This is a genomic window from Rhodanobacter sp. Root480, assembly GCF_001426645.1.
Classification (GTDB): domain Bacteria; phylum Pseudomonadota; class Gammaproteobacteria; order Xanthomonadales; family Rhodanobacteraceae; genus Rhodanobacter; species Rhodanobacter ginsenosidimutans.
This window is the reverse complement of record NZ_LMEX01000001.1, coordinates 194,825-218,846: the sequence shown is the minus strand read 5'-3', so window position 1 is coordinate 218,846 and position 24,022 is coordinate 194,825. Positions and strand designations below refer to the sequence as shown.

Sequence of the window (24,022 nt, the reverse complement as noted above, 5' to 3'; positions counted from 1 at the left end):
GTCTACGCCATCGCCGCTGACGGCCCGCGGCCTACAATGGCGCTCCTCTCGCACTGCCCGGAATTTCACGTGATCCGCTTCGTCGACGTCCACAAGTCCTACCACGCCGGCGGTCGCGATATTCCCGCGCTGCAGCGGTTCAACCTCGACATCGCCGACGGCGAAGTGTTCGGCATCATCGGCCTGTCGGGTGCGGGCAAGTCCACGCTGATCCGGTTGGTCAACCTGCTGGAGCGGCCCAGCGGTGGCCAGGTGTTCGTCGACGACGTCGAAATGACCGCGCTGGCGGAGCCGGCGCTGCGCGCCCAGCGACGCAGGATCGGCATGATCTTCCAGCACTTCAATTTGCTGGCCTCGCAAACGGTGGCCGACAACGTGGCGTTTCCGATACGACTGGCCGGCGAGCGCCGCGCCGCCGTGGTGCGCCAACGCGTCGAGGAACTGCTGGCGCGGGTGGGGCTGGCCGATCACGCCGACAAGTATCCCTCGCAGCTTTCCGGTGGCCAGAAGCAGCGCGTAGGCATTGCGCGTGCACTGGCCAATCGGCCGTCCATCCTGCTATGCGACGAGGCCACCAGCGCGCTCGATCCGCAAACCACGGCGTCGGTGCTGGCCTTGCTGGCCCAGATCAATCGTGAATTGAAGCTCACCATCGTGCTGATCACCCACGAAATGGACGTGGTGCGCCGGGTGTGCGACCGCGTGGCCGTGCTCGATGGCGGCGCGATCGTGGAGCGCGGCAGCGTGGCCGACGTGTTCCTGCACCCGCAACATGCCACCACCAAACGGTTCGTCAACGAGGCCCTGCCGGAGGAATCCGCCAGCGCGCACGTGCCGTATGCGCAGGTACCCGGGCGCCTGCTGCGGCTGAGTTTCCGCGGCGACGCCACGATGACACCCGCGCTGGGCCGCGTGGCGCGTGAAACCGGCATCGACTTCAACATCCTGGCCGGCCGCATCGACCGCATCAAGGACCTGCCCTACGGCCAGCTCACCCTGGCGATGCAGGGCGATCGGGTGGACGCCGCGCTGGCCGCGCTGCGCCAGGCCGGTATCGAGATCGAGGAGCTGCCCCGATGAACCTGCTGCAACGCCTGTTTCCCAACATCGACGACTGGGCCGAGATAGGCCGCGCCTGCATCGACACCTTGCTGATGCTGGGCGGCTCGATGGCGCTTACGGTGGCGATCGGCTTGCCGCTTGGCGTGCTGCTGTACCTCACCGCCCCGAACCAGTTGCGGCCGATGCCGAAGCTGTACGCCATCACCTCGCTGCTGGTGAACATCCTGCGCTCGGTACCGTTCATCATCCTGATGATCGTGCTGATGCCGGTGACCTACGTGCTGGTCGGCACCAAGCTGGGCATTCGCGGCGCCATCCCGCCGCTGGTGATCGGTGCCGCGCCGTTCTTTGCGCGGCTGGTGGAAACCGCCCTGCGCGAAGTGCAGCAAGGCGTGATCGAGGCCAGCCAGGCGATGGGCGCCAGCCTGTGGCAGATCGTGCGCCACGTGTTGCTGCCGGAGGCCCGCGGCGGCATCTTCGCCGGCATGACCGTCACCGCCATTGCGCTGGTGGGCTACACGGCGATGGGCGGTGCGATCGGCTCCGGCGGCCTGGGCGACCTGGCTTACCGTTACGGCTATCTCAGCTACAAATCGGACTACATGCTGGTCACCGTGGTGCTGCTGATCGTGCTGGTGCAGTTGCTGCAGATGATCGGCGACCGCGTGGTGGCCCGCTTCGGCCGGCACTAAGAATGTAGGAGCGACTTCAGTCGCGATGCTCTTGCTTTGGGGCTCCAGAGCAGAGGCATCGCGATTGAAGTCGCTCCTACAAGTCGGTCCACAGTGAAGCTTGCCTTTTACACATGGCAGTATGGACGGCTATTCTTGAGCGCCGCGCCGACACTTCATCATGAAAAAAGCCCTCGCCCTTCTCGCCGCCCTGCTCCTGGCCGGTTGCTCCGCTCCCGGCGACGCCGGCAAGGACGCGCAAACGCTCACCGTGGCGGCCACCGCCATCCCGCATGCGGAAATCCTGAAGCAGGTGAAACCCATCCTGGCCAGGGAGGGCGTGAACCTGCAGGTCAAGGTGTTCGCCGACTACGTGCAGCCGAACATGCAGGTGGCCGAGAAGAACATCGATCTGAACTACTTCCAGACCAAGCCCTATCTCGATGCGTTCAACCGTGAGCGCGGCACCCACCTGACCATCATCACCGGCGTGCACATCGAGCCGTTCGGCGCCTACTCGCGCAAATACAAAAGCATCGCGGAGCTGCCCGACGGCGCCAGCGTCACCTTGCCGAACGACCCCAGCAACAACAGCCGCGCGCTGCTGTTGCTGGCGAAGAACGGCCTGATCACGCTGAAAGATCCCAGCAATGAAATGTCCACGTTGAAGGACATCACTGCCAACCCGAAACACCTGAAATTCCGCGAACTGGAGGCGGCCATGCTGCCGCGCACGCTGGACGAGGTGGACCTGGCGTTGATCAACACCAACTACGCGCTGGCCGCGGGCCTGAATCCCACGAAAGATGCGCTGCTGATCGAAGACAAGAACTCGCCGTACGTGAATTACCTGGTCGGTCGCCCGGACAACCAGAATGATCCACGCGTGCAGAAGCTGGCCAAGGCGCTGACCAGCCCGGAGATCAAGGCGTTTATCGAGCAGAAGTATCACGGGGCCGTGCTACCCGCGTTTTAAGCTCTGTTCGTTCCTTCCCCCGTTCACGGGGGAAGCAAGCATCGGGGTTGCCGGGAATCTCGATGGGAAAGATAAAGCCTCAGCCTTGCGTATCAGGAATCTCGAACACCTGGCGCAGGTACGCCACATAGGCCGGGTCCTCGCACATGTTCTTGCCGGGCGAATCGCTGAGCTTGGCCACGGGCTGGCCGTTGCAGCGGATCATCTTGATCACGATCTGCAGCGGCTCCGGGCCCGCGTCGTTGGTGAGGTTGGTGCCCACGCCGAAGGCCAGCTGGCAGCGGCCGCGGAAATGCGCGTAAAGCTGCATCACCCTGGGGATGTCGAGGCCATCACTGAAAACCAGCACCTTGCTGCGCGGATCGACGCGGTTGGCCTGGTAGTGGGCCAGCACTTTCTCGCCCCAATCGAATGGGTCGCCCGAATCGTGGCGGGTGCCGTCGAACAGCTTGCAGAAGTACATGTCGAAATCGCGCAGGAAGGCATTGAGGCCGTAGACATCGGACAGCGCAATGCCCAGGTCGCCGCGGTATTCCTTCGCCCATGCCTCCAGCGCCGCCACCTGCGAGTCGCGCAGCCGCGGCCCCAGCGCCTGGTGCGCCTGCAGGTATTCGTGCGCCAGCGTACCCAGCGGGGTGAGGTCGAGCTTGCGCGCCAGCCACACGTTGCTGGTGCCCGCCAGTTGGGCGCCCAGATCGCGGCGGAGCGTGGTCACCACCTCTTCCTGCCATACGCGCGAATAACGCCGGCGGGTGCCGTAGTCGGCGATGCGGCAATCGGCGTAATCGGGGTTGTCGCGCAGCAGGGCGATTTTTTCCTGTAGCCGCCGGCGGCCTTCGCTGAGGTCGAGGCCAGCGTTGGTGCGGCGGAAATACACCTCGTTGATGATCGCCAGCAGCGGCACTTCGAACAGGATGGTGTGCAGCCAGGGGCCGCAGATGCGGATCTCGATCTCGCCGTTGCCGGCCGCCGAGGGCGTGATCTCCACGTACTTCTCGTTGAGCTGGAACAACCCCAGGAAGTCGACAAAATCGCTCTTGATGAAACGCCAGGTGCGCAGGTATGCCAATTCATCGGGATGGAATCGCAACTGGCACAGCGCGGCCAGTTCGGTGCGGATCTCGTCGATGCACGACACCAGGTCGATGCCCGGGTTGCGGCACTTGAAACGGTATTCGACCTGCGCCGCGGGATACTGGTGCAAAACCACCTGCATCATGGAGAACTTGTACAGGTCGGTGTCCAGCAGTGAATCGATGATCATCGGATGCCCGGCAGGATTCGCGAATGCGTACGTCCATTATCCACGCTATGCGCGGACAGGTTTCTTGCGGGATTTTGTTTCGGGCAAAAAGAAACCCCATCAGCCAGGGGAGGACTGATGGGGTTTGTCAGGCTGGCCTCCAGGGGAGGAAGGGCCAGCCCCTCGGCGGCGGGATGTCGCTTGCCACCTCTGGTCGCCATCACGGCGATACACAACGTTAGTGTGGTCACGGTGGCGGTGGTTCAAGAGCTGCCTCGTAACCGTTCAGGTTATCGACAGCTGGAAAACATCCACCTGGCCCCACTACTAAAATCGTCTGGCTATTTTATCGGAGTCCACCGTGAATTTTCTGCGATTTTTTGTCACAGGCCTGCTTGTTTTTCCATTGATGACGCAGGCCGCGGAGCTGCGGGTGGAGACAAACCATGGAAACACCGTCCATGACACGGAAACGTTGCTGCAGCGCCCCGACGTTCGCGCCATCACGATTCCCGACGACGTGGCTTTCCACCGCACCATGCATTATCGCGCCGTGCCGCTGACCGCCCTGCTGCCGGGCATCGGCGTCGGCGACCATCTGCAGTTCACCGCGCTGGACGGGTTCGTGGCGGAAATCCCCGCGACCCTGCTGCTGCAACATGGCGGCAGCGAGGCGTGGCTGGCAATCGACGACCCGGCCCATCCCTGGCCAGCACTGAGCGAAAGTCACGGCGCTGCCGGGCCGTTCTATGTCGTCTGGACCCGGCCCCGCGCGGGCAACATCAATCCGGAACAATGGCCTTACCAAGTGGCGGCGATCCGCGTGCTGCCGCCCGTCACCAGCAGGTTTCCCGCCATCCAGCCAGCCGCGTCGCTACCGGCGGGCAGCCCGATCCGGCGTGGTTTCTCGGTATTCCAGCGCACCTGTTTCGCCTGCCATACGCTGAACGGCGAAGGCGCCGCCACGCTGGGGCCGGATCTCAACGTGCCCCACAGCCCCACCGAATACCTGCGCGCCGATCTGCTGCGCGGCTTTATCCGCAACCCCCAATCGCTGCGGCAATGGCCGCAGGCGCGGATGCCGGCGTTCAGCGAAAAGACGCTTTCGGATGCTGACCTGGACGCGGTGCTGGACTACCTGAAACACATGGCGGCACGCAGGCGATCGGCGGAGAAATGACGCGCGGGCAAACCCGCCCGCACGTTACCGGCGGTCATCGCGGTCATGATGGCGCCCGTGCCCATCCTGGCCGCGCCGGTCGGACCCGCCGCGATTTCGGCCGTGATCGCCACGGCCGCGGTGGTCGTTGTCACGGTAGGCGGGGCGGCGGTCTCCACCGTAGGCATGACCGCGATGCCATCCACCGCGGTCACCGTGGCGATATCGCGCGCCACCGTACCAGGTGTGGGTGACGCCGATGCTCACACCGGGTGCGTACCCATAGTCGTAGCAACAGCCGTAATAGTTGTAATAGCCCGGCGTCCCGTAATAGCCGTCGTCGTACACCGGGGCGCTGCGGCCGTAGTAAACGTCGCCCTGCGATCCGTTGTTGCGCACGTAGCTGTAGCCGGGGTCGTAATAGCAGCCAGACAACGACACCGCCGCAACAACCATGCCCAGAAGGGAGATTTTGCGTTTCATGAGCGGCCTCCGCAGGGTGATGTACCACGCTAGGCTGCGATGGTTGAACCCGTACTGAGCCGCGGGATGTACGACGCTGCCGCACTCCCGCTTGCCTGGCGCCTCGTTGCGAAATCTTCAGCTTTTGCGCTTGCCCAGATCATTGCGTGGCGCCGGCAGCGTATGGCTGTCGGCGACATCGCCGTTACTGGCCATCTCGCCGGATACGGGTGGATGCATGCCCGCGTTGCCGCCATGCGATTGCGGGTCGGCGTCAGGCCAGCTGGGCCCCTGGCGTACGCGCTCGTGCTTTACCTCCAGCAAGGCCTGGATGTGCGCCACCGCCTCCTCGGGAGTGATGTGCTGCACCGGAACCTCGACCGTACGCTCCGACTTGGCCACCGGCTTGGGCTGCGGCGCAGCTTTCTTCACCGCGGAGCGTTGATCGGCGACTTTCCGGGTGGTCGACTTGCGCGGCGCGGCTTTCGCCGGCGCGGCTGCCTTGGTGGTGGGCTTGTGAATGGCGGCGTTTTTGGTTGCCGTTTTCTTGGCCGCGGGACGCTTTGCCGCGGCCCGCTTCGCTGCAGCCTTCCGGGTTTCAGCCTGCCGAGTCGCGCTGAGTTGCGCGCCAGTCTTTTTCACCACCGCTTTCTTGACGACGGATTTCTTCGCGATGGCCTTCTTCGCGACGGTCTTCTTCACAACGGCTTTCCTGGCGACAACTTTCTTCGCTGCCGCCTTCTTCGCCACGACCTTCTTCGCAACCGCCTTTCTGGCCGTCGGCTTCTTGGCTACAGCCTTCTTCGAGGCTGCTTTCCTGACCGGGCTCTTCTTTGCCACCGACTTCTTCACGGCGGATTTCTTTGCCGCCGAACGCGGCGTGGCCGCGCCACCTGCGGCCGACTTGCGCGGCGCGGGCTTGCGGCTGGCGCTGCCTGCAGCTGCCTTCGAGGCCGCCTTCTTTTTGGTAGGTGTCGTCTTTGCCGCGGACTTCTTCGCAGCCGACTTGCGTGTCATAGCCATGCGTGGGTTCTCCTGCGGGTGATCGATAGGACCGCAGCCAGTATGCACGCCCACGCCGTGACAGGCATCTGAAGTCGCCGCTGCCGTTCACCCTCAGAACGAGGGATGGACCAGCTGGTTGAGGAAATACGGCAGCACGCGACCATCCATCAGCAAGGTGAATATCACGCCGTACGCCGCGCCCCACAGGTGCGCACTGTGATTGACGTTGTCCTGCCCGCGGCGATCCATGTAGATGGAATACGCGGTGTACAGCACGGCGTAGACGATCGCCGGCATCGGCACCACCAGCACGATAATGCGTTGCCAGGGCGCCAGCAGGATGAAGGCGAACAGCACCGCCGACACCGCGCCGGATGCGCCAAGGCTGCGGTAACTCGGATCGTTGCGGTGCTTCAGGTAGGTCGGCAGGATCGAGAACACCAATCCGCCGATATAGAACAGCACGAAACCGAAACTGCCCAGTTTTTGGGCAAAAAAACCTTCCATCACCCGCCCGAAGAAGAACAGCGTGAACATGTTGAACAGCAGGTGGCCGAAATCCGCGTGCACCAGGCCGTAGGTCACCAGGCGGTAGTACTCGCGCTGGCGAGCGATGGCCGGCGGCCACAGGATCAGGTCGTTCATCAGGCGCGGGTTCCTGAACGCAAGGTACGAAACCACGCAGGTGATGGCGATGATGATCAGGGTAATCGGCATGAAAGTGTCCGGTACGAGGGAACAAAGCCGGCATCTTGGCGACAGCCGCGCTGCTTGTCGAATGGGGCCAGGCCAGCCGCGCACCACCCGCCTCGCTGTCGCGCGGCGCCGGGCATGGTTATGATGCGCGATGGTTTACCGGCGGTCGATACGATGAGTGTTTTGCGTTACCTGCATATGGACGTCTTTGCGGCCACACCCGGCGGCGGCAACCACCTGGGCGTGGTGATCGGCGCGGACGACTGGAGCGCCGAGGAGATGCAGCGCTTCGCGCGCTGGACGGCGCTGGTCGAAACCACCTTCCTGCTGCCCCCGACCGAGCCGAACGCCAGCTACCGCGTGCGCATTTTCATGCCGCACAAGGAGATCCCGTTCGCCGGCCATCCCAGCATCGGCAGCGCCCATGCCGTACTGGCGTGCGGGGTCGCGCAACCGCGCGATGGAATGCTGTGGCAGGAATGCGGCGCCGGCGTGCTGCCGATCCGGGTCGAGGGCCACGGCGCCGAGCGTGAGCTGCTGTTGCAGTCACCGCCCTCGCGGATCGTGGCCACCGGCCACGAGGCACATCCCCTGCTGGCATCGACGCTGGCCCGCGTCGAGCCGGGCGCATTGCCACCTGCCCTGATTGACGGCGGTCGCCGCTGGTGGTTGGCCGAGCTGGCCGACGAGGCGAGCCTGCGCGCATGGCAACCCGACCACGCCGCGATCGGCGCATTGGCCCAGGCCAGCGACAGCATGGGCCTGTGCGTTTTCGCACGCAGCATGCACGCTGATTACCAACTGGCAGTGCGCGCCTTCCCTGCCGGCGTGGGCGTGGTGGAAGACCCCGCTTCCGGCGCCGCCAACGGCCTGATCGCCGCCTACATTGCCCACGCCGAACCGCACGGTTTGCTGTCACATGGGTATCGCGTCAGCCAGGGGCGCGAAGTGGGTCACGATGCTCTCCTGGTGGCGCGGATCGACGGCACGGCCACGTGGATCGGCGGGCGCAGTCACACAGTGGTGGACGGCAGCCTGGACTGGATCACTCGCGACGTGTCCGCGGCGCATGTCGTGGAGGCATCAGCGGAGTTGCTTGCCGGGCTGGGTTGAGAAGCCGGGCATCGCGCTGTTCTTCGGCAGGATCAAGAGCGCCCTCATCCGCCCTGTCGGGCACCTTCTCCCGCAAAGCGGGAGAAGGGAGACTTCGGGGGCGTTGTTTCGCACCCGGATGTGTCAGCCCTGTTCGCTTTCGTCGAGGTGCGCGCGGCGGGCGGCCACCAACGACAGTGCCGACCAGTCCAGCTCGGCGTCGCCGCCCGCCAGGGCCTCCAGCAGGCTGTCGCGTAGCACGCCGGCGAACGGCAACGGTACGCGGGCGGTTTCGCCCGCCGTCAGCGCCAGCCCCACATCCTTCAGGCCCAGCGGCAGGGTGAAGCCGGCGGGCTTGAAGCGCTGTTCCGCGATCAGCTTGCCGTAGCCCTGGTAGGCCGGCGCGGCGAACAGGGTCTGGGTCATCACGTCCAGGAAATCGGCGGCGCTGACGCCGTGGGCGCGGGTCAGCGCGGTGGCCTCGGCCATGCTCTCGATCGCCGCGGCCAGCATGAAGTTGCCGGCGATCTTGGCCACGGTGGCGCGTTGCGGCGCCTCACCCAGCGGCCACAGGCGGGTGGCCATCGCCTCCAGCACCGGCCGCACCCGCTCCACCGCCGTGGTCTTGCCGGCGACCAGCATGTTCAGCTGTGCCGCGGCGGCCACATCCGGACGGCCAAACACTGGCGCGGCGACATAACCGAGTCCGCGCTTTTCATGCTCAGCCGCAAGCTCTTCGGCCAGCGCCACCGAGATGGTGGCGTGGTTCACGTGCACCGTGCCGGCATCCATCGCATCGAGCAGGCCGCTGTCGAGAAACACCTCGCGCACCGCTGCGTCGTTGGCCAGCATGCTGCACAGCACCTCGCCCTGGGCGGCGCGATCCGCCGTTCGCGCCGCCTTGGCGCCCAGCGACACCAGCGGCTCGGTGGCCTCGGGCGTGCGGTTCCACACCGTCAACGCATGGCCGGCGGCCAGCAGATTGCTGGCCATGGCGCTGCCCATCGCGCCCAATCCGATAAATCCCACTTTCATGAAGCATCCTCGACAAGCATGGCCGCGCAGTGAACCACGGCCGGCGTTTAGCCCATGCGAAAGCTACCGGCAGCTACGCCACCGCACCTGCCGCCTGCCCCGACGCCCACGCCCACTGGAAGTTGTAGCCGCCCAGCCAGCCGGTCACGTCCACCACTTCGCCGATGAAATAAAGCCCCGGCACCCGCTTCGACTGCATGGTGCTGGACGACAGGCCGTCGGTATCGACGCCGCCCAGAGTCACCTCGGCGGTGCGATAACCTTCTGTGCCGCTGGCGGTGATCGGCCAGTTGGCCAGTTGCGCACCGATACCGGCCAGCTCGGCCTCGCGGTATTGGCGCATGGGCCGGCTTTCGAACCACTGTTCACACAGCCGCTGCGCCAGCCGTTTGGGCAACACGTCGGCCAGCACGGTTTTCAGCTCTGCCGCGGGGCGTGCCGCGCGCTGGCCGACCAGCCAGGTGCCGAGCTCCTGGTCCGGCGCGAGATCGATGCGCAAATCATCACCCGGCTTCCAGTACGAGGAGATCTGCAGGATCGACGGGCCGCTGATGCCGCGATGGGTGAACAGCAGGCCCGCGCGAAACGCCTGCTTGCCCACCCGTGCCTCCACCGCCGGCAGCGCCACACCGGCGAGGTCCTGGTAATGATCCTGGTGCTTGCCGCTCAAGGTCAGCGGCACCAGCCCGGCTCGCGTGGGCAAGACCTCGTGGCCGAACTGGCGCGCCAGCTCATAGCCGAAACCGCTGGCGCCCATGCTGGGAATCGACAATCCGCCGCAGGCCACCACCAGCGACTCGGCGTGCACTTCGCCGTGCGCCGTCGTGGCGCTGAAACCATGCACCATCTTGCGGACGCGCTGCACGGGGCAATCCACTTCGATGGTGACGCCCGCGGCGGCGCATTCGTCCAGCAGCATGCGCACGATCTGCTTCGACGACTCGTCGCAGAACAGCTGGCCCAGCTCCTTCTCGTGATAGGCGATGCAGTGCTTTTCCACCAGCGCGATGAAGTCGGCCGGCGTGTAGCGCGCCAGCGCCGATTTCGCGAAGTGCGGATTCGCGGAGAGGTAGTTGGACGGCCCGGCACCGGTATTGGTGAAATTACAGCGCCCGCCGCCGGACATCAGGATCTTCTTTCCGACCTTGTTGGCGTGATCGACCACCAGCACCCGCCGGCCGCGCTGACCCGCGGCGATCGCGCACATCAGCCCGGCGGCGCCCGCCCCCACGACCAGCACGTCGACATTGCGCACATCCCATTTCATCCGGCCATCGCCCGTCACCCGTTTTGCAGAACGCGGCATTATCCCTCAGCGGCCAGCTGCTCTTACACTGAACGACCGTTCGCCAGGAGTTGCCGCCATGCCTTCGTTTGACGTGATTTCCGAAGTCGACAAACACGAACTGACCAACGCGGTCGACCAGGCCAACCGAGAACTCGCTACCCGCTTCGACTTCAAGGGTACGGAAGCCACCTATACGCTGGACGACTACACCATCACCCAGGCCGCGCCCAGCGAGTTCCAGTTGCAGCAGATGCTGGACATCCTGCGTGGTCGGCTGGTGGCGCGGAAGATCGACATCCGCGCACTGGACGTGGCCGAGCCGGAAACCAACCTGGGCGGCTCGCGGCAGAAGATCACCGTCAAGCAGGGCATCGAGCAGCCGGTGGCGAAAAAGCTGGTGGCCGCGTTGAAGGCCGCCAAACTCAAGGTCGAGGCGCAGATCAACGGCGACAAGCTGCGCGTCAGCGGCAAGAAGCGCGACGACCTGCAACAGGCGATGGCGGTGCTGCGCGGCGCCGAGGTGGAGCTGCCGCTGCAGTTCGACAATTTCCGTGACTGATCAGCCGGCCCTCAGGCCTGGCTCGCCATGATGTTCACGCTCACCGCGATGATGAACATGTTGAAGAAGAACGCGATCACGCCGTGCAGCAACACCATGCGGCGCAGGTAGCGGCTGGTGACCTGCACGTCGGACACCTGGAACGTCATGCCGATGACGGTGGCGAAATAGGCAAAGTCCCAGTAATCCGGCTCCTTGTTGCCGGGAAAATCCAGGCCCTCGTGCTCCTCGCCGTAATCGCCGTAGAAGCCGTGCGCGTAATGCAGCGCGAACAGCGTGTTCATGAACAGCCAGCTGAGCACGATGCTGACGGCCGCAATGACCAACGCAAGCCATCCGCCGGCTTTGCCCATCTCGAGTTCGGTACCCAGCGCCACCATCACCACCGCCGACAGCGCCACCCCGCTCCACAAGATGCCCCAGCGACCAGCGTCCTGGGAACGCGCGCGTTCACGCATCTCGTCCTGGGTGGCGCGGCCGAACTGCCGCAACTGCGCGGCAAAGAAAACCAGCGCGCCCACATCGAAGCCCACCAGCAACGCCGGCGCCGGGTGCAGCCCGAAAAGAACCAGGCCCCCGCAGACCAGCACCATCAACCCGCCGCCCACTGCCAGCGACGGTCGGGTGCGCAGCACGTTCCAGGGCCACCAGCCGCCGGCCGATGCCAGGCGTTCGCCGCCCCGCTCGCGTTTCGCGCGACGGACCATGACGCCGATCAGGCCAGCAGGTCGGCCGCTTCCGGATGCCGTTTCATCCAGGCGGCCGCATAGGAACACGAGGGCTTGATCTTCCAGCCTTCGTCACGCGCCGCGTCGGTGGCGGCCTTCATCAGCGCTGATGCAATGCCGCGGCCTTCCACGGCGCTGGGCACGCCGGTGTGGTGAATGTTCATCACCCCGCCGGCCAGGGTGTAATCGATGGCGCAAACGGCACCGTCAACGGTGGTTTCAAAACGGTGGCCTGTGCGATCGTGCGTGATTTCCAGATCCATGACGGACTCCGCTGACGGAAGCCCAGCATAAGCCGCATTCGGGACAAACGCGCGTGAACAGCTGCCTTCTTCGCGCCGCTTGAATGAACACCCCGGCACACTGGCGATTCCCCCTCAGTCTGGAGACATCGCCATGAAGAAATCCGCATCGGCCAACTGGATCGGTGGCCTGAAGGATGGCCAGGGCACCATTTCCACCGAGACCGGCGTATTGCGTGAGGCACCGTTCGGTTTCAAATCCCGCTTCGAGGACGGCCCCGGCACCAACCCGGAGGAACTGATCGGTGCTGCCCACGCGGGCTGCTTCTCGATGGCGCTGTCGCTGGAACTGGGCAAGGCGGGCCTCACCGCCGACCGCATCGAAACCGACGCGGTGGTGACACTGGACAAGGACGGCGACGGCTTCGCCATCACCGCCGTGCACCTCACTTGTAAGGCCAAGGTGCCGGGCGCCGATGCGGCCACATTCGGGAAGATCGCGCAGGCGACGAAGGAGGGGTGCCCGGTGTCCAAGGTGCTCAACGCCGAGATTACGCTGGATGCCAGCCTGGAGGGTTGAACACCGTTCGCTCCCCCGCTTGCGGGGGAGCTGCCCGAAGGGCTGAGGGGGCTTTTGCATTTTTGCGTAGGGCAAGATCAAGAGCCCCTCTTCCGCCCTTACGTGCCGCTCCTGCGGCACGCCCTTCGGGCCGGCTTCGCCGTTCGCTTCGGCATCCTGCCTTCGCAGTCGGGCACCTTCTCCCGCGAGCGGGAGAAGGGAGAAAGCGGTGGCTCAGGCAGCTACGGTCGCCGCCGTCGTCGCTACCGCTTCCCGGCGTCGACGCACCGCTTGATCCAGCCGCTCCAGCACCTGCAATGAGCTGTCCCAGTCGATGCAGCCGTCGGTCATGCTCTGGCCGTAGACCAGCGGCTGGCCGGGGACGGGGTCCTGCCGGCCGCCCAGCAGGTGGCTTTCCACCATCACGCCGATGATGCGCTGTTCGCCGGCTTCGAGTTGCGTGGCGATGTCGTCGATCACGCGCGGCTGGTTTTCAGGCTTCTTGGAACTGTTGGCGTGGCTGGCGTCGATCATCACCCGCGCAGCAAGGCCGGCCTTGCCGATGACGGCGCAGGCCGATTCCACGCTGGCCGCGTCGTAGTTCGGCTGGCGGCCGCCGCGCAGGATCACGTGGCAATCCTCGTTGCCGGCGGTTGCGGCGATGGCGGCGCGGCCTTCCTTGGTCACGGCCATGAAATGATGCGGCTGCGAGGCAGCCTGCACAGCGTCCACCGCGATCTTCACGTCGCCGCCGGTGCCGTTCTTGAACCCCACCGGGCACGACAGGCCGGAGGCCAGTTCGCGATGCACCTGGCTTTCGGTGGTGCGCGCACCGATCGCGCCCCACGCCACCAGATCCACGATGTACTGCGGCGAGATCATGTCCAGGAATTCGCAACCGGCCGGCAGGCCGAGGTTGTTGATGTCGTGCAACACGCGCCGCGCCAGCCGCAGGCCCTTGTCGATGCGGAAGCTGCCATCGAGGTCCGGATCGTTGATCAGCCCCTTCCAGCCCACCGTGGTTCGCGGCTTCTCGAAATACACCCGCATCACGATTTCCAGCGTGTCGGCGTAGCGCTCGCGCTGCGCCATCAGCCGGCCGGCGTATTCCAGCGCGGCGCGCGGGTCGTGGATGGAGCACGGGCCGATCACCACCACCAGCCGGTCGTCCGCGCCGCCGATGATGCGGTGCAGGGCCGCGCGCGAGGCGGACACGGTTTCGGTGGCCGCTTCGCTGGCGGGGCAATCCTCGATCACCTCGGCGGGCGTGCTGAGCTGGGTAAGGCTGCGAATGCGCAAATCGTCGGTGGGCTGGGACACGGTGGCGGTTCCTTCGGTTGGGTGCCAGCGACGGCCACAAAAAAAGCCGCCGGTGGTAGCTGGCGGCTTTTCGGGAATGATCTTCAGGACTTCAAGATGATCGCGACCATGCCTCCGCCAGCAACTTCGGATAGGTATAAAACCAAAAGTACTGGTGGGCGTGGGTGCGATTCATGGCCGCTACAAATAGCACATCACCCGTGATCGTGCAACGCACCATGGCGCACGTTGACACGCTGTGCTGATCGGCTAACGTCCCGTGATCGGCTTTTTCAGGGACCTACGTGGCCACGCTCATTCCCACCCGCAACGGCTGCCTGCCGCGCATGACCGGCGGCGAGAAGCGTTTCTCCGAGCGGCTGGAACAGAAGCTCGAGGATGATTACCTGCTGTGGTACGACGTGCCCGTCGGGCTGAAGCAGCTGCGCCCGGATTTCATGGTGTTCCATCCGCGCCGCGGCCTGCTGGTGCTGGAGGTGAAGGACTGGAAACCGGACACCATCCAGCACGCCGACAAGACCCAGTTCACCCTGCTCACCGCGCGCGGGCTGGTGAAGGAAAACAGCCCACTGCTGCAGGCGCGTGGCTATGCCACCGAGGTCTACATGCAGTTGCAGAAGGACCCGGCCCTGCGCCAGCCGCACGACGGCCCCCACGCCGGCAAGCTGGTGATGCCGTGGGCCTACGGCGTGGTGTTCACTAACATCAGCCGGCGGCAGTTCACCGACGGCCAACTCGATGCGGTGATCCCGGCGCACCTGGCGATCTGCCAGGACGAAATCTACGAAAGCGTGGAGGCGGAGGATTTCCAGGAACGCCTGTGGGCGATGTTTCCCTACGTGTTCCCCACCGCGCTAACCCTGCCGCAGATCGACCGGGTGCGCTGGCATTTGTTTCCGGAAATCCGCGTGGCCTCGGGCGAAGGCCAGTTCGGCCTGTTCGACCGGGCGGACGCACCGGCGCCGAAACCGCTGGAAATCCCCGACCTGATCCGAGTGATGGACGCGCAGCAGGAGCAACTGGCGCGCTCGCTGGGCGACGAGCACCGCATCATCCACGGCGTGGCGGGCTCCGGCAAAACCATGATCCTGGGTTTTCGCGCGATGCAGCTGGCGCGCGAGCTGTCGAAGCCGATCCTGGTGCTTTGCTACAACAAGACGCTGGCCGCGCGGCTGGATCAGTTGATCGGCGAGCGCGGCCTGGGCGAGAAGGTGCAGGTCTACAACTTCCACAAGTGGTGCCACAAGATGCTCACGGCCTACCACGTGGAACCGCCGGCCAAGGGCAGCCGCGATTTCTTTGCGCAGATGGTGCAGCGGGTGATCGATGGCGTCGACCAGGAGCGCATCCCGCGCTTCCAGTACGGCGCCGTGCTGATCGACGAAGGCCACGATTTCGAGCCGGACTGGTACAAGCTGATCGTGCAGATGATCGATCCCAGCACCAACTCGCTGCTGGTGCTGTACGACGATGCGCAGAACATCAACGGCCGCACCGACCGGCGCAAATTCACCTGGAAAAGCCTCGGCGTGCAGGCGCGCGGGCGCACCACCATCCTCAAGCTCAATTACCGCAACACGCTGGAAATCCTCTCCGTGGCGCGCAGCTTCGCCAGCGAACTGCTGCTGGCACACGACGGCGACGATGACGGCGTGCCGCTGATCGCACCGGAAAGCGCGGGGCGGCGCGGCGCCGTACCCGAGTTGATCCGGGTGGACGACGACACCGATGAAGTCGGCGTGGTGATCGCGCAAATTCGCGACGAACAGGCCCGCGGCCGCGCCCTGGACGACATCGCCGTGCTGTACCAGCACGACCGCCAGGGCCGTGCTCTTCGCGATGCGCTGCAGGCGGCCGGCATCGCCTGCAAACTGGCCAACGGCGATGGCAAATCCACGCTGTTCCTGGTGAAGGACAGCGTGAAGATCGTCAGCATGCATTCCAGCAAGGGGCTGGAATTTCCGCTGGTGATCATCCCCGGCCTCGGCGAGATGCCGGCGCCCGACGGCGACGAAGCGGCCGAGGCACGGCTGCTCTACGTGGCCATGACCCGCGCCACCGAACGCCTGCTGCTGATCCACCAGCACGACTCGGTTTTCAGCAAGCGCATCCGCGATTCGATCAACGAAGTCCAGGCGCAGCTGGACAGCGCCGCCTGAACGCAACGCGGTTGCGCATCACGAGCCATCCACGCCTGCCGTAGCACTTTCCCCTGGCGCATCACCGCGCCGCCGCGGTGATGCGCCGCATCCATCCCGGATGCCATATCCACCAGGGAGAGCCGCATGAAAACATTGGTTGAGGCCTATCGCCGGGAGCTTGACCGGCAGAAGCAGAAAGGTGGCATCGGCTGGGTGCTGCTGTGGCTGCTGGGCATTCCCATCCCGGTACTGATCGTGTTGTTCCTGTTGCGCGGTTGCACCTGATCCGCGGCCGCGAAGGCATCTTCGATCCGATCACCCACCGCGGGAGAACGACATGGCACAAGTGGAAATCGAGCGCACGGAAATCGTGGAGCTGAGCCAGCCCTCGATGAACTGGGGCGCAATCATTGCCGGCTGGCTGGTCGCCGTCGGCGTCGCGTTTCTGATGTACGTGGGCGGACTGGCGATGGGCTTTTCCGCCTTCGACCCTTACGACGCTGAAGCGACGGCCAAGGGCATCGGCATCGGTACGGCGTTGTGGGTGATCGTCACCTGGATCGTGGCCTTGTTGCTTGGCGGCATGTTCGCCAGTTGGTTCGACAGCCGTGATGACCGGAACATGGGCGTCATGCACGGCATTACCGTCTGGGGCCTTTCGATTGCCGCGTCCGGATTGTTGCTGGCCCTGGGCATGGGCGGTGCCATCGGCAGCGGCGCCAGCATGATGGGCGGTGCCCGCCTGGGCGCGCATGCCCATGGCATGCCACACGGCGGCCAGCACACCGGGGCGGATGCCCGCGTGGCGTTGCAGGCGCAGCTGATGCAACGGGTGCGGCAAGCCGGTGGCGCGGCATCGGGCTCCATCTACGCGCCGACGACGGGAGGCATGGCCACGGCGCCGGTGCGACTGGATCCGCGTACGGCGAGCGTCGCGACGATGGCCTTGATCGCCGACCAGCCCGATACCGCCAAGGCGTTGCTGGCCGCCAACACCAACCTGTCGCCGGCCGATATCGACAGCACCGTGCAAGGGCTTTCCGCCCCTGCGGCGCGTGCCCGCAGCGACATCAAGGCTGCCGCCGACAGCGCCGCGCATTACATGGCGATGGCCATGTGGGTGCTGTTCGCCAGCCTGTTGCTTTCGCTGATTGCCGCGGCCATCGGCGGCAGCCTGGGTGCCGGCCACGTCCATCGGGTCTACCATGATCGCCGATACGCCCGCGGCGTGCCGTCACGCTGAATGAGTCGTCGGCCGTCGTTTCCACCGAAGCGGCGGCTGACCGGACATGCAGCGGTTCGCGCGCAGGTTGCCATGGAGTCAGCATGAGCACGATCGATCTTCCCTGCCCACATTGCCACGCGCTCAACCGCGTGCCAGCCGCCCGTATCGGTGAGGCGCCGCGCTGCGGCCGCTGCAAGGAGGCGTTGTTCCCAGGCCATCCGCTTGAATTGACCACAGCCAACTTCGACGCGCTGGCGGCGCGCGGCGACGTGCCCGTGGTGGTGGATTTCTGGGCGCCGTGGTGCGGCCCCTGCCTGGGCTTCGCGCCCGTATTCGCCAACGCTGCCAGCCAGTGGGAGCCACGTGCACGCCTGGCCAAGCTGGACACCGAGGCGCAGCCGCAACTGGCGCAACGCTTCAATGTCCGCAGCATTCCCACCCTGATCGTGTTCCGACGTGGCCGCGAGATCGCGCGGCAATCCGGCGCACTGAGCGCCGCGCAGTTGCAGCAGTTCATCGAAGGGGCGCTGGCACGCGGCTGATCAGCGCGCCGGTCGGCGCGACCCCGCCGCCTGCCAATGCAGCCAGTCGATCACGGCGGCCACCGCCGTACGCGGCTTTGCCTGCGGCCGCACGATCCAATAGGACGGCCCCAACGGCACCTCGAGTTCGCCGAATGGCCGCAACAAGCTGCCACCCGCCACGTCATCCGCGGCCAGCCGGTGACGTGCCAGCGCCACGCCCTGCCCCTGCGCCGCCGCGCGCAGGACGAGATCGGACGAGGTGTAGCGCGCACCACCCTGCAAGGCGAGCCTGGCCGGGCCATGGATTCGTCGCCAGGATTCCCAGGCCGCTTGCGGGTCGCGATCATGCAGCAGGCGCAGGCCGGCCAACTGCGCAGGTTTCGATGGGCGACCGGATGCCTGCCACAACGTCGGGCTGATCACCGGGTAGAGCGCATCGTCCATCAATGGCTCCACGTGCAGGGCCGGCCATGGCCCCTGGCCCATGCGTATGGCCAGGTCGACGCGGCCATCGTCCATGGCGTCCAGGCGCTGCTCCACCTGCACGGACAACTCCAGTTTGGGGTGCGATTTTTCCAGCGCAGGCAGCCGCGGAAGCAACCAGCGGATCGCAAACGAGGGCGAGGTGGACAGCGTCACCGCGTGGGCCGGCCGGCTTTCCCGCAGCACGGCCACAGCCTGCGCAATCTCTCCCAGGCCCGCCAGCGTGGCGCGACCCAGCGCCTCGCCCTGCGGTGTGAAAGCCGGGGCGCCGCGTCCTGCCTCGGCGCGCAGCAACGGCACACCCAGCCAACGATCGAGTTCGCCCAGATGGCGGCTCACCGAGGAATGGGCGATACCCAACTCGCGCGCCGCAGCACGCACGCCGCCGTGCGCATAGACCAAGGCGAAAGCACGCAAGGCATTCAGGGGAAGGTCTTTCATGGTCGAAATTCTAGACCATAAGGATCGCGGCACGCTCCATGGCAGGGCTTGACCATTCACATCTTCGACCATTGCTCCAGGTGTTGACGCACATGAATCACCTGTTCGCCCTGGCCGGCCTGCTCGGCATCTCCGCGATCACGCCAGGTCCCAACAATCTCGTTGTGCTGCGCGCTGCCATGCAGGCCGGCCTGCGCGGTACGTTGCCGGCCATTGCCGGTGTCGTGCTCGGAGGGCTGTTGTTGCTCGCCGTGATCGCGTTCGGTGCTGGCGGCTTGTTTACGGCATATCCGTCGTTTCAGCGCTGGACCGGGATGGCAGGTGCGCTGTATCTGAGCTGGCTCGGTGCCGCGCTGTTCGTCCGCGCGGTCGCGACGGGCAGCGAGGGTTCCGCCTTCGGACACGGTCTTCCCATCAGCACATTCGGGCTGATCGGTTTCCAGTTTCTCAACCCGAAAAGCTGGGTGATGGTGCTGACGGCGCTGGCGACGTGGCCTGCCACCGGCTTGCGGGGACACCTGCCACTGGCCGGTTTGTTCGTGCTGATTCCAACCCTTTGCCTGTTGCTGTGGGCCGTATTCGGCGCATGGCTGGCGCGCTGGCTGGCTCGGCCGGTCGTTCGTCGCAGCGTCGATGCCGTCATGGGCGCCTTGCTGGTGGCATGCGCGGTTTTCCTGATTCCCCTGAACTGACTTGCAAGGAGACACCCATGCCCACGCTCAGCCAACCCCGATCGGTACTGTGCCTGGCCGGCAGTTTGCGCCGTGCCTCGTGGAACCGCCGCCTGCTGCACGCCGCCACCTTCATGGCGCCACCGACATTGCGATTGGACGTGTTCGACGCGCTGTCGTCGGTGCCGCTGTTCGATGAGGATGTGGAACAGCGTGAGCCGGCCGGCCCCGCCGGCGTGCAGACATTGCGCGCGGCCATTGCCGCTGCGGACGGACTGATCATCGCCACGCCCGAATACAACCATGCCATGCCAGGCGTGCTGAAAAACGCACTGGACTGGCTTTCCCGCGAAGCGCCGGAGGGCGAAGTGCTGCTGGAAAAACCGATCGCCGTGCTCGGCGCGAGCGGCGGCCCGTGGGGCACGCGTCTGGCCCAGGCCTCGTTGCGACAGGTACTGCACGCCTGCGGGGCCTTGGTGATGCCCACACCCACGGTATTCGTGGCGAACGCCACCACCCGTTTCGACGACAGGGGCATCCTGACTGACCCGGCCACCGCCCAGTCGCTGCAACGATTCCTGCTGGCATTCGAACACTGGCTGCTCCGTGTGGTCCCGTCCGCCAGCGAGGCACAATCTGCCGGGGCAATGCCGTGAGCGACCGGCTTGTGCACATACTGCCCGGCCGCCCGCAACCTGACTGATTCCCTTCCCGACGGGTCGACACGCGGTACACCGCACGTCCGCTGGCACGTTCAACCATCTGTGTACCGGGCATCAGCGCGTTGATGGCAACATGACACCACTCACGTCATGAAATAACCCGCCATCAACGCGCGCTGCGCGCGATTTGGACGAAAGTCGGCACGATGTGTCACGCCGGAGTTTTGCGTTGCTCACCACGGGATGCCGGCAGTTGTCCGGTGCCACGTACAACACGGAGACCGCTCATGAAACGTCTGCGCTGGATCAGCCTCGCCCTGCTGCTGGTTGCACCGTTGTGGGCGCAGGCGTCGGACGGGTTTGTCACCGCCAACGTCAATCTGCGCGCGGGGCCGGATGTCGACTACCCGTGGATCGCCACGATCCCCGCGGGCAGCCGCGTGTCCATCCAGGGGTGCACGGATGGCTGGGGCTGGTGTGACGTGATTGCGTTCGGCAACCGCGGCTGGATGGTGGGCGATTACCTGCGCTACGACTACGACAACCGCCGCGTGCTGCTGCCCGAGTACGGTGCGCGCATCGGCATTCCCGTCGTCACATTCGTGATCGGCAACTACTGGGGCAGTTACTACCGCGAACGCCCGTTCTACCGGCATCGCAGCTACTGGTATCAGCGCCCGATCCGGCACCGGCCACCACCGCGTCGCATCTATCACTCGCCGGCCAGGCCGCGTCCGCCACACTACAACCGGCCGCGGCATTGGCAGTCACCGCCGCCGGTGCATCGCCCCTCGCCACCGCGGCGCTCGGATGGGCCCACGCAACATCGTGAGCGCCATGACCGTGGTCACTCCTTCACATCGACGCCGCCGCGACGCTCGTCGAGCTTCCGGCCCTCCACGACGGTACGTCCGGCGCAGAACATCAATCGCGCGTCGACACCGGCGCGGGCTGACCGCCAGCCACGCCGCGCCCCGTCCACCCATACCGGCCACCACCGTGGCGACAAGTCGTCGGCGGACGGCAAGCGGGAACGTCGCAATCGCGACTGAGGCGATGACCGGCCGCGCATACCGCAGCCGGGACGGCATGCGCAGACGCCCGGTTCACGTTCAAGCCGCGTGACCCGGTCATACTGTGGCGTGACCAAGTCCCCCGACAGCTACGCGGAAAGTGTGGATCCCACCGTGCATTGCACGTCGTGCGAGGCCGTGTGTTGCCGGCTCACCGTCGTGCTGATGCCCGACGATCATGTCCCCGACTGGCTGATCGAGCACGACGACCATGGCATGGAAACCCTGGCCAAGGGTGAGGACGGTTGGTGCGCCGCGCTCGATCCGCTGACCATGCGGTGCACCATCTACGCCGACCGTCCCGGGATCTGCCGCAAGTACGCCATGGGCAGCCCCAGCTGTCGCGAGGAGCGGCGCAAATGGTATGGAAACACGCTGCCCACGCCGGTCGTACTGAGCTAGCGCGGGCGCGCCATCGCGAGATTGACGACTCGGTGTTAGCGCGCGACCGTGCTGGCACGCACCAGATACTGCACGCTGAACATCTTCTTCGCGTCCATCCACACCTGTTCGACGGCCAGCCCGGCGCGAGCAGCCATGGCCGCGAAATCCTCGACCGAATACTTGCAGCTGTATTCCACCTGGATCGCCTCGTCCTCGCGAAACGCCACGCTGGCCCGGCCGATCTTCACCTGCTGCGCGCAACGGCTCACGATGTGCGTCTCGATGCGCCCGGCCATCGGGTTGTAGTGCGCGCGGTGGGCAAACTGCGAGAGCACGAAATCACTGCCGATTTCGCGGTTGAGCCGCTCCAGCATGTTCAGGGTGAAAGCGGCAGTGACCCCGGCGCGGTCGTTGTACGCCGCCTCGATCACCGCGGGATCCTTCTTCAGATCCACACCCACCAGGACGCCGCCGGCGTCGCCCATTTCGTTGCGGATCTTGCGCAGCAACGCGACCGCTTCGCGGCTCTCGAAATTGCCGATGGTCGAGCCGGGGAAGTAGACCACGGTGCGACGCGGCGCCCGTGGCGGAATCGGCAAGCGCAGCGATTTGCTGAAATCCGCACACAACGGCTGCACCGGCAACGACGGAAACTCCCTGGCCAGGCGCTCCACGCTCTGCTGCAGCGGCTCCGGCGAAATCTCCACCGGCACGTAAGCCACCGGCGCGTGCATCTGCCGCAGCAACTGGCTGGTCTTGCGCGCGTTGCCGCTGCCGTACTCCACCAGCCGCACATCGCTGCCGAGGCTGTCGGCAATGCTGGCCGCGTGCTCGTCCATCAGCGCGATTTCGCGGCGGGTGAGGTAGTACTCCGGCTGCTCGCAAATCTGCTCGAACAACGCGGAGCCACGCTCGTCGTAAAACAGCCACGACGGCAGGCGCTTGGGTTTCAGGCCCAGCCCGCGTTGCGCAATCTCCAGCAAACCATTCATCGGTGGCTGGCGATCGTCATCCTCGATGCCGCAAGGTTGCATGGTGTTCATCGATCCTGTCCCAGTCGTAGCCCGGAAAACTGCCAGCGGGCATGAGGTGGAAAAAAGTTGCGGTAGCTGGCGCGCACGTGATCGCGCGGGGTCGCGCAGGACCCGCCACGCAACACCCACTGACCGCACATGAATTTGCCGTTGTATTCGCCCAGCGAACCGGGCAACGGGCGAAAGCCCGGATAGCTGATGTACGGCGACGCGGTCCATTCCCACACGTCGCCATACATCTGAAGCATGTCATCGCCGGGCTCGGCCGGCGCCGGATGAAGACGCCCGGTTTCCTGCAGGTTGCCGGCAACGGCAACCCGCGAAGCGGCCGATTCCCATTCGGCCTCGGTCGGCAGGCGGGCGCCGGCCCAGCGCGCGAACGCGTCCGCTTCGTAATAGCTCAAGTGGCACACCGGCGCGTGCGGCGACAGCGCCTGCATGCCGGCCAGGGTGAACTCGCGCGCCAGGTCGTCATCCCAATACAGCGGGTGCTGCCAACCCTCGCGCTGCACGGTGGCCCAGCCATCGGAAAGCCACAGCCCCGGTTCGCGATAACCACCTTCGCGCACGAACGCCAGGTACTCGGCGTTGGTCACCAGCCGATTGGCCAGCGCGTGCGGGTGCAGCAATTCGCGATGGCGCGGCGTTTCGTTGTCGAACGCAAAGCCTTCCGCGTCGTTGCCGGTTTCGACGATGCCTTCGCGCCCGGAGATGAAACGCTGGGGCATCGGCGCACCGGCGTCCGCCGCGGGTGCGGCGTGGTAGGCCGGGCGCAGGGGATTGCACCAGAACGCGTGCTTGATGTCGGTCAGCAGCAATTCCTGGTGCTGTTGTTCGTGCTGCAGGCCCAGTTCCACCCGCGTGATCAGCTCGGCATCCGCGTGGCTTGCGAGCAGTTCGCCCACCGCGTCGTCGACGTAGCGCCGATACGCGAACACCTCTTCCAGCGACGGGCGCGACAGCAAGCCGCGCTGCGGCCGCGCGTGCATCGGGCCGACCGACTGGTAGTAGGAGTTGAACAGGTACAGCCACGCTTCGTTGCGCGGCTTCCAGGCCGGGTCGCGGGCAAGCACGAACTGCTCGAAGAACCAGCTGGTGTGCGCGAGATGCCATTTGCCGGGGCTGGCATCGGCCATCGACTGAATTTGCAGGTCTTCGGCGGACAGTCCGGCACACAGATCCAGAGTGCGTCGGCGCACGCCGCGAAAGCGCGCAGCCATGTCGGCCAGTTCGACCGGCGATACCACCACCGTCACCGCTGTCCGTCCCGGGAAATGGCAACCGCCG

Annotated in this window: 27 protein-coding genes; 15 read left to right on the top strand and 12 right to left on the bottom strand. The window is 65.6% G+C overall.

Translation table 11 applies throughout. The features are described from left to right. Positions 1 to 69: 69 nt before the first annotated feature. The 3 genes from ASD22_RS01115 to ASD22_RS01105 all read left to right on the top strand — a co-directional run bounded on the left by ASD22_RS01115 (position 70) and on the right by ASD22_RS01105 (position 2,709). Positions 70 to 1,080, top strand: coding sequence for a methionine ABC transporter ATP-binding protein (locus ASD22_RS01115; RefSeq protein ID WP_056080750.1), 1,011 nt, complete (start codon positions 70 to 72; stop codon positions 1,078 to 1,080). Next, complete coding sequence (locus tag ASD22_RS01110; RefSeq protein WP_056077790.1) at positions 1,077 to 1,754, top strand: methionine ABC transporter permease; 678 nt, start codon at positions 1,077 to 1,079, stop codon at positions 1,752 to 1,754. Before ASD22_RS01115 ends, ASD22_RS01110 begins: the two co-directional genes overlap by 4 nt. Positions 1,755 to 1,914: 160 nt before the next feature. Continuing rightward, the gene (locus ASD22_RS01105; protein WP_056077787.1) at positions 1,915 to 2,709 is read left to right on the top strand and encodes a MetQ/NlpA family ABC transporter substrate-binding protein; all 795 of its coding nucleotides are present in this window, start codon (positions 1,915 to 1,917) and stop codon (positions 2,707 to 2,709) included. Between the two features lie 79 nt (positions 2,710 to 2,788). Here ASD22_RS01105 and pncB read toward each other — a convergent pair whose 3' ends face one another. Next, on the bottom strand, positions 2,789 to 3,973 hold the full coding sequence (gene pncB / locus ASD22_RS01100; RefSeq protein WP_056077783.1) for a nicotinate phosphoribosyltransferase: 1,185 nt from the start codon (positions 3,971 to 3,973) through the stop codon (positions 2,789 to 2,791). A gap of 388 nt (positions 3,974 to 4,361) precedes the next feature. Here pncB and ASD22_RS01095 point away from each other — a divergent pair, with 388 nt between their 5' ends. Next, positions 4,362 to 5,132: a cytochrome c gene (locus ASD22_RS01095; RefSeq protein WP_056077780.1), complete on the top strand. Its 771-nt coding sequence runs from the start codon at positions 4,362 to 4,364 to the stop codon at positions 5,130 to 5,132. A 24-nt stretch (positions 5,133 to 5,156) separates the two neighbouring features. On the opposite strand, the gene ASD22_RS01090 is transcribed toward ASD22_RS01095, so the two are convergent. From ASD22_RS01090 to ASD22_RS01080, 3 genes are all read right to left on the bottom strand, one after another. Next, a complete protein-coding gene (locus ASD22_RS01090; protein ID WP_056077777.1) occupies positions 5,157 to 5,594 on the bottom strand; it encodes a hypothetical protein in 438 nt (145 codons plus the stop codon). 117 nt (positions 5,595 to 5,711) lie between these two features. Then, positions 5,712 to 6,590, bottom strand: coding sequence for a histone H1-like repetitive region-containing protein (locus ASD22_RS16230; protein WP_156458959.1), 879 nt, complete (start codon positions 6,588 to 6,590; stop codon positions 5,712 to 5,714). Positions 6,591 to 6,689: 99 nt separating this feature from the next. Next, positions 6,690 to 7,295, bottom strand: a complete 606-nt coding sequence (locus ASD22_RS01080) for a rhomboid family intramembrane serine protease (RefSeq protein ID WP_056077774.1) — start codon at positions 7,293 to 7,295, stop codon at positions 6,690 to 6,692. Between the two features lie 153 nt (positions 7,296 to 7,448). Between ASD22_RS01080 and ASD22_RS01075 the strand changes: the two genes are divergently transcribed. Next, positions 7,449 to 8,387 carry a PhzF family phenazine biosynthesis protein gene (locus tag ASD22_RS01075; RefSeq protein WP_056080747.1) on the top strand — a complete coding sequence of 313 codons (939 nt, stop codon included), beginning with the start codon at positions 7,449 to 7,451 and terminating at the stop codon, positions 8,385 to 8,387. A 123-nt stretch (positions 8,388 to 8,510) separates the two neighbouring features. Here the strand turns inward: ASD22_RS01075 and ASD22_RS01070 are convergent, their stop codons facing one another. Both ASD22_RS01070 and ASD22_RS01065 read right to left on the bottom strand, forming a co-directional pair. Then, positions 8,511 to 9,401, bottom strand: coding sequence for an NAD(P)-dependent oxidoreductase (locus tag ASD22_RS01070; RefSeq protein ID WP_056077771.1), 891 nt, complete (start codon positions 9,399 to 9,401; stop codon positions 8,511 to 8,513). Positions 9,402 to 9,474: 73 nt separating this feature from the next. Then, complete coding sequence (locus ASD22_RS01065; RefSeq protein WP_056077768.1) at positions 9,475 to 10,668, bottom strand: NAD(P)/FAD-dependent oxidoreductase; 1,194 nt, start codon at positions 10,666 to 10,668, stop codon at positions 9,475 to 9,477. 97 nt (positions 10,669 to 10,765) lie between these two features. Here ASD22_RS01065 and ASD22_RS01060 point away from each other — a divergent pair, with 97 nt between their 5' ends. Then, positions 10,766 to 11,248: a YajQ family cyclic di-GMP-binding protein gene (locus ASD22_RS01060; RefSeq protein ID WP_056077765.1), complete on the top strand. Its 483-nt coding sequence runs from the start codon at positions 10,766 to 10,768 to the stop codon at positions 11,246 to 11,248. 11 nt (positions 11,249 to 11,259) lie between these two features. Here ASD22_RS01060 and ASD22_RS01055 read toward each other — a convergent pair whose 3' ends face one another. Together ASD22_RS01055 and ASD22_RS01050 are read right to left on the bottom strand one after the other, a co-directional pair. Then, a complete protein-coding gene (locus ASD22_RS01055) occupies positions 11,260 to 11,955 on the bottom strand; it encodes a DUF1345 domain-containing protein (RefSeq protein ID WP_056077762.1) in 696 nt (231 codons plus the stop codon). Between the two features lie 8 nt (positions 11,956 to 11,963). Then, positions 11,964 to 12,239 carry a GNAT family N-acetyltransferase gene (locus ASD22_RS01050; RefSeq protein WP_056077759.1) on the bottom strand — a complete coding sequence of 92 codons (276 nt, stop codon included), beginning with the start codon at positions 12,237 to 12,239 and terminating at the stop codon, positions 11,964 to 11,966. 127 nt (positions 12,240 to 12,366) lie between these two features. On the opposite strand from ASD22_RS01050, the gene ASD22_RS01045 reads away from it, so the two are divergent. Next, the gene (locus ASD22_RS01045) at positions 12,367 to 12,798 is read left to right on the top strand and encodes an OsmC family protein (protein ID WP_304437630.1); all 432 of its coding nucleotides are present in this window, start codon (positions 12,367 to 12,369) and stop codon (positions 12,796 to 12,798) included. Between the two features lie 213 nt (positions 12,799 to 13,011). On the opposite strand, the gene ASD22_RS01040 is transcribed toward ASD22_RS01045, so the two are convergent. Beyond that, the gene (locus ASD22_RS01040) at positions 13,012 to 14,097 is read right to left on the bottom strand and encodes a 3-deoxy-7-phosphoheptulonate synthase (RefSeq protein ID WP_056077753.1); all 1,086 of its coding nucleotides are present in this window, start codon (positions 14,095 to 14,097) and stop codon (positions 13,012 to 13,014) included. A gap of 284 nt (positions 14,098 to 14,381) precedes the next feature. On the opposite strand from ASD22_RS01040, the gene ASD22_RS01035 reads away from it, so the two are divergent. From ASD22_RS01035 to trxC, 4 genes are all read left to right on the top strand, one after another. Next, positions 14,382 to 16,256 (top strand): 3'-5' exonuclease, encoded by a 1,875-nt coding sequence (locus ASD22_RS01035; RefSeq protein WP_056077750.1) that lies wholly within the window; start codon positions 14,382 to 14,384, stop codon positions 16,254 to 16,256. A 126-nt stretch (positions 16,257 to 16,382) separates the two neighbouring features. Further along, complete coding sequence (locus ASD22_RS16885; RefSeq protein ID WP_200945308.1) at positions 16,383 to 16,523, top strand: hypothetical protein; 141 nt, start codon at positions 16,383 to 16,385, stop codon at positions 16,521 to 16,523. A 52-nt stretch (positions 16,524 to 16,575) separates the two neighbouring features. Further along, positions 16,576 to 17,481 (top strand): hypothetical protein, encoded by a 906-nt coding sequence (locus tag ASD22_RS01030; RefSeq protein WP_056077747.1) that lies wholly within the window; start codon positions 16,576 to 16,578, stop codon positions 17,479 to 17,481. An 83-nt stretch (positions 17,482 to 17,564) separates the two neighbouring features. After that, positions 17,565 to 18,005: a thioredoxin TrxC gene (gene trxC / locus ASD22_RS01025; protein WP_056077742.1), complete on the top strand. Its 441-nt coding sequence runs from the start codon at positions 17,565 to 17,567 to the stop codon at positions 18,003 to 18,005. Here trxC and ASD22_RS01020 read toward each other — a convergent pair whose 3' ends face one another. Beyond that, positions 18,006 to 18,911, bottom strand: a complete 906-nt coding sequence (locus ASD22_RS01020; protein WP_056077740.1) for a LysR substrate-binding domain-containing protein — start codon at positions 18,909 to 18,911, stop codon at positions 18,006 to 18,008. A 92-nt stretch (positions 18,912 to 19,003) separates the two neighbouring features. On the opposite strand from ASD22_RS01020, the gene ASD22_RS01015 reads away from it, so the two are divergent. From ASD22_RS01015 to ASD22_RS01000, 4 genes are all read left to right on the top strand, one after another. Beyond that, the gene (locus ASD22_RS01015) at positions 19,004 to 19,603 is read left to right on the top strand and encodes a LysE family translocator (protein ID WP_056077737.1); all 600 of its coding nucleotides are present in this window, start codon (positions 19,004 to 19,006) and stop codon (positions 19,601 to 19,603) included. Between the two features lie 17 nt (positions 19,604 to 19,620). Further along, positions 19,621 to 20,238 (top strand): NADPH-dependent FMN reductase, encoded by a 618-nt coding sequence (locus tag ASD22_RS01010; protein ID WP_056077734.1) that lies wholly within the window; start codon positions 19,621 to 19,623, stop codon positions 20,236 to 20,238. Positions 20,239 to 20,531: 293 nt separating this feature from the next. Next, positions 20,532 to 21,296: an SH3 domain-containing protein gene (locus ASD22_RS01005; protein WP_056077731.1), complete on the top strand. Its 765-nt coding sequence runs from the start codon at positions 20,532 to 20,534 to the stop codon at positions 21,294 to 21,296. Between the two features lie 90 nt (positions 21,297 to 21,386). Then, positions 21,387 to 21,719, top strand: a complete 333-nt coding sequence (locus tag ASD22_RS01000) for a YkgJ family cysteine cluster protein (protein ID WP_056077728.1) — start codon at positions 21,387 to 21,389, stop codon at positions 21,717 to 21,719. Between the two features lie 35 nt (positions 21,720 to 21,754). On the opposite strand, the gene egtD is transcribed toward ASD22_RS01000, so the two are convergent. Both egtD and egtB read right to left on the bottom strand, forming a co-directional pair. Continuing rightward, positions 21,755 to 22,744 (bottom strand): L-histidine N(alpha)-methyltransferase, encoded by a 990-nt coding sequence (egtD, locus tag ASD22_RS00995; protein WP_082520078.1) that lies wholly within the window; start codon positions 22,742 to 22,744, stop codon positions 21,755 to 21,757. Continuing rightward, complete coding sequence (gene egtB / locus ASD22_RS00990) at positions 22,741 to 23,955, bottom strand: ergothioneine biosynthesis protein EgtB (protein ID WP_056080742.1); 1,215 nt, start codon at positions 23,953 to 23,955, stop codon at positions 22,741 to 22,743. The genes egtD and egtB overlap by 4 nt, the downstream gene beginning before the upstream one ends. Between the last annotated feature and the right edge of the window lie 67 nt (positions 23,956 to 24,022).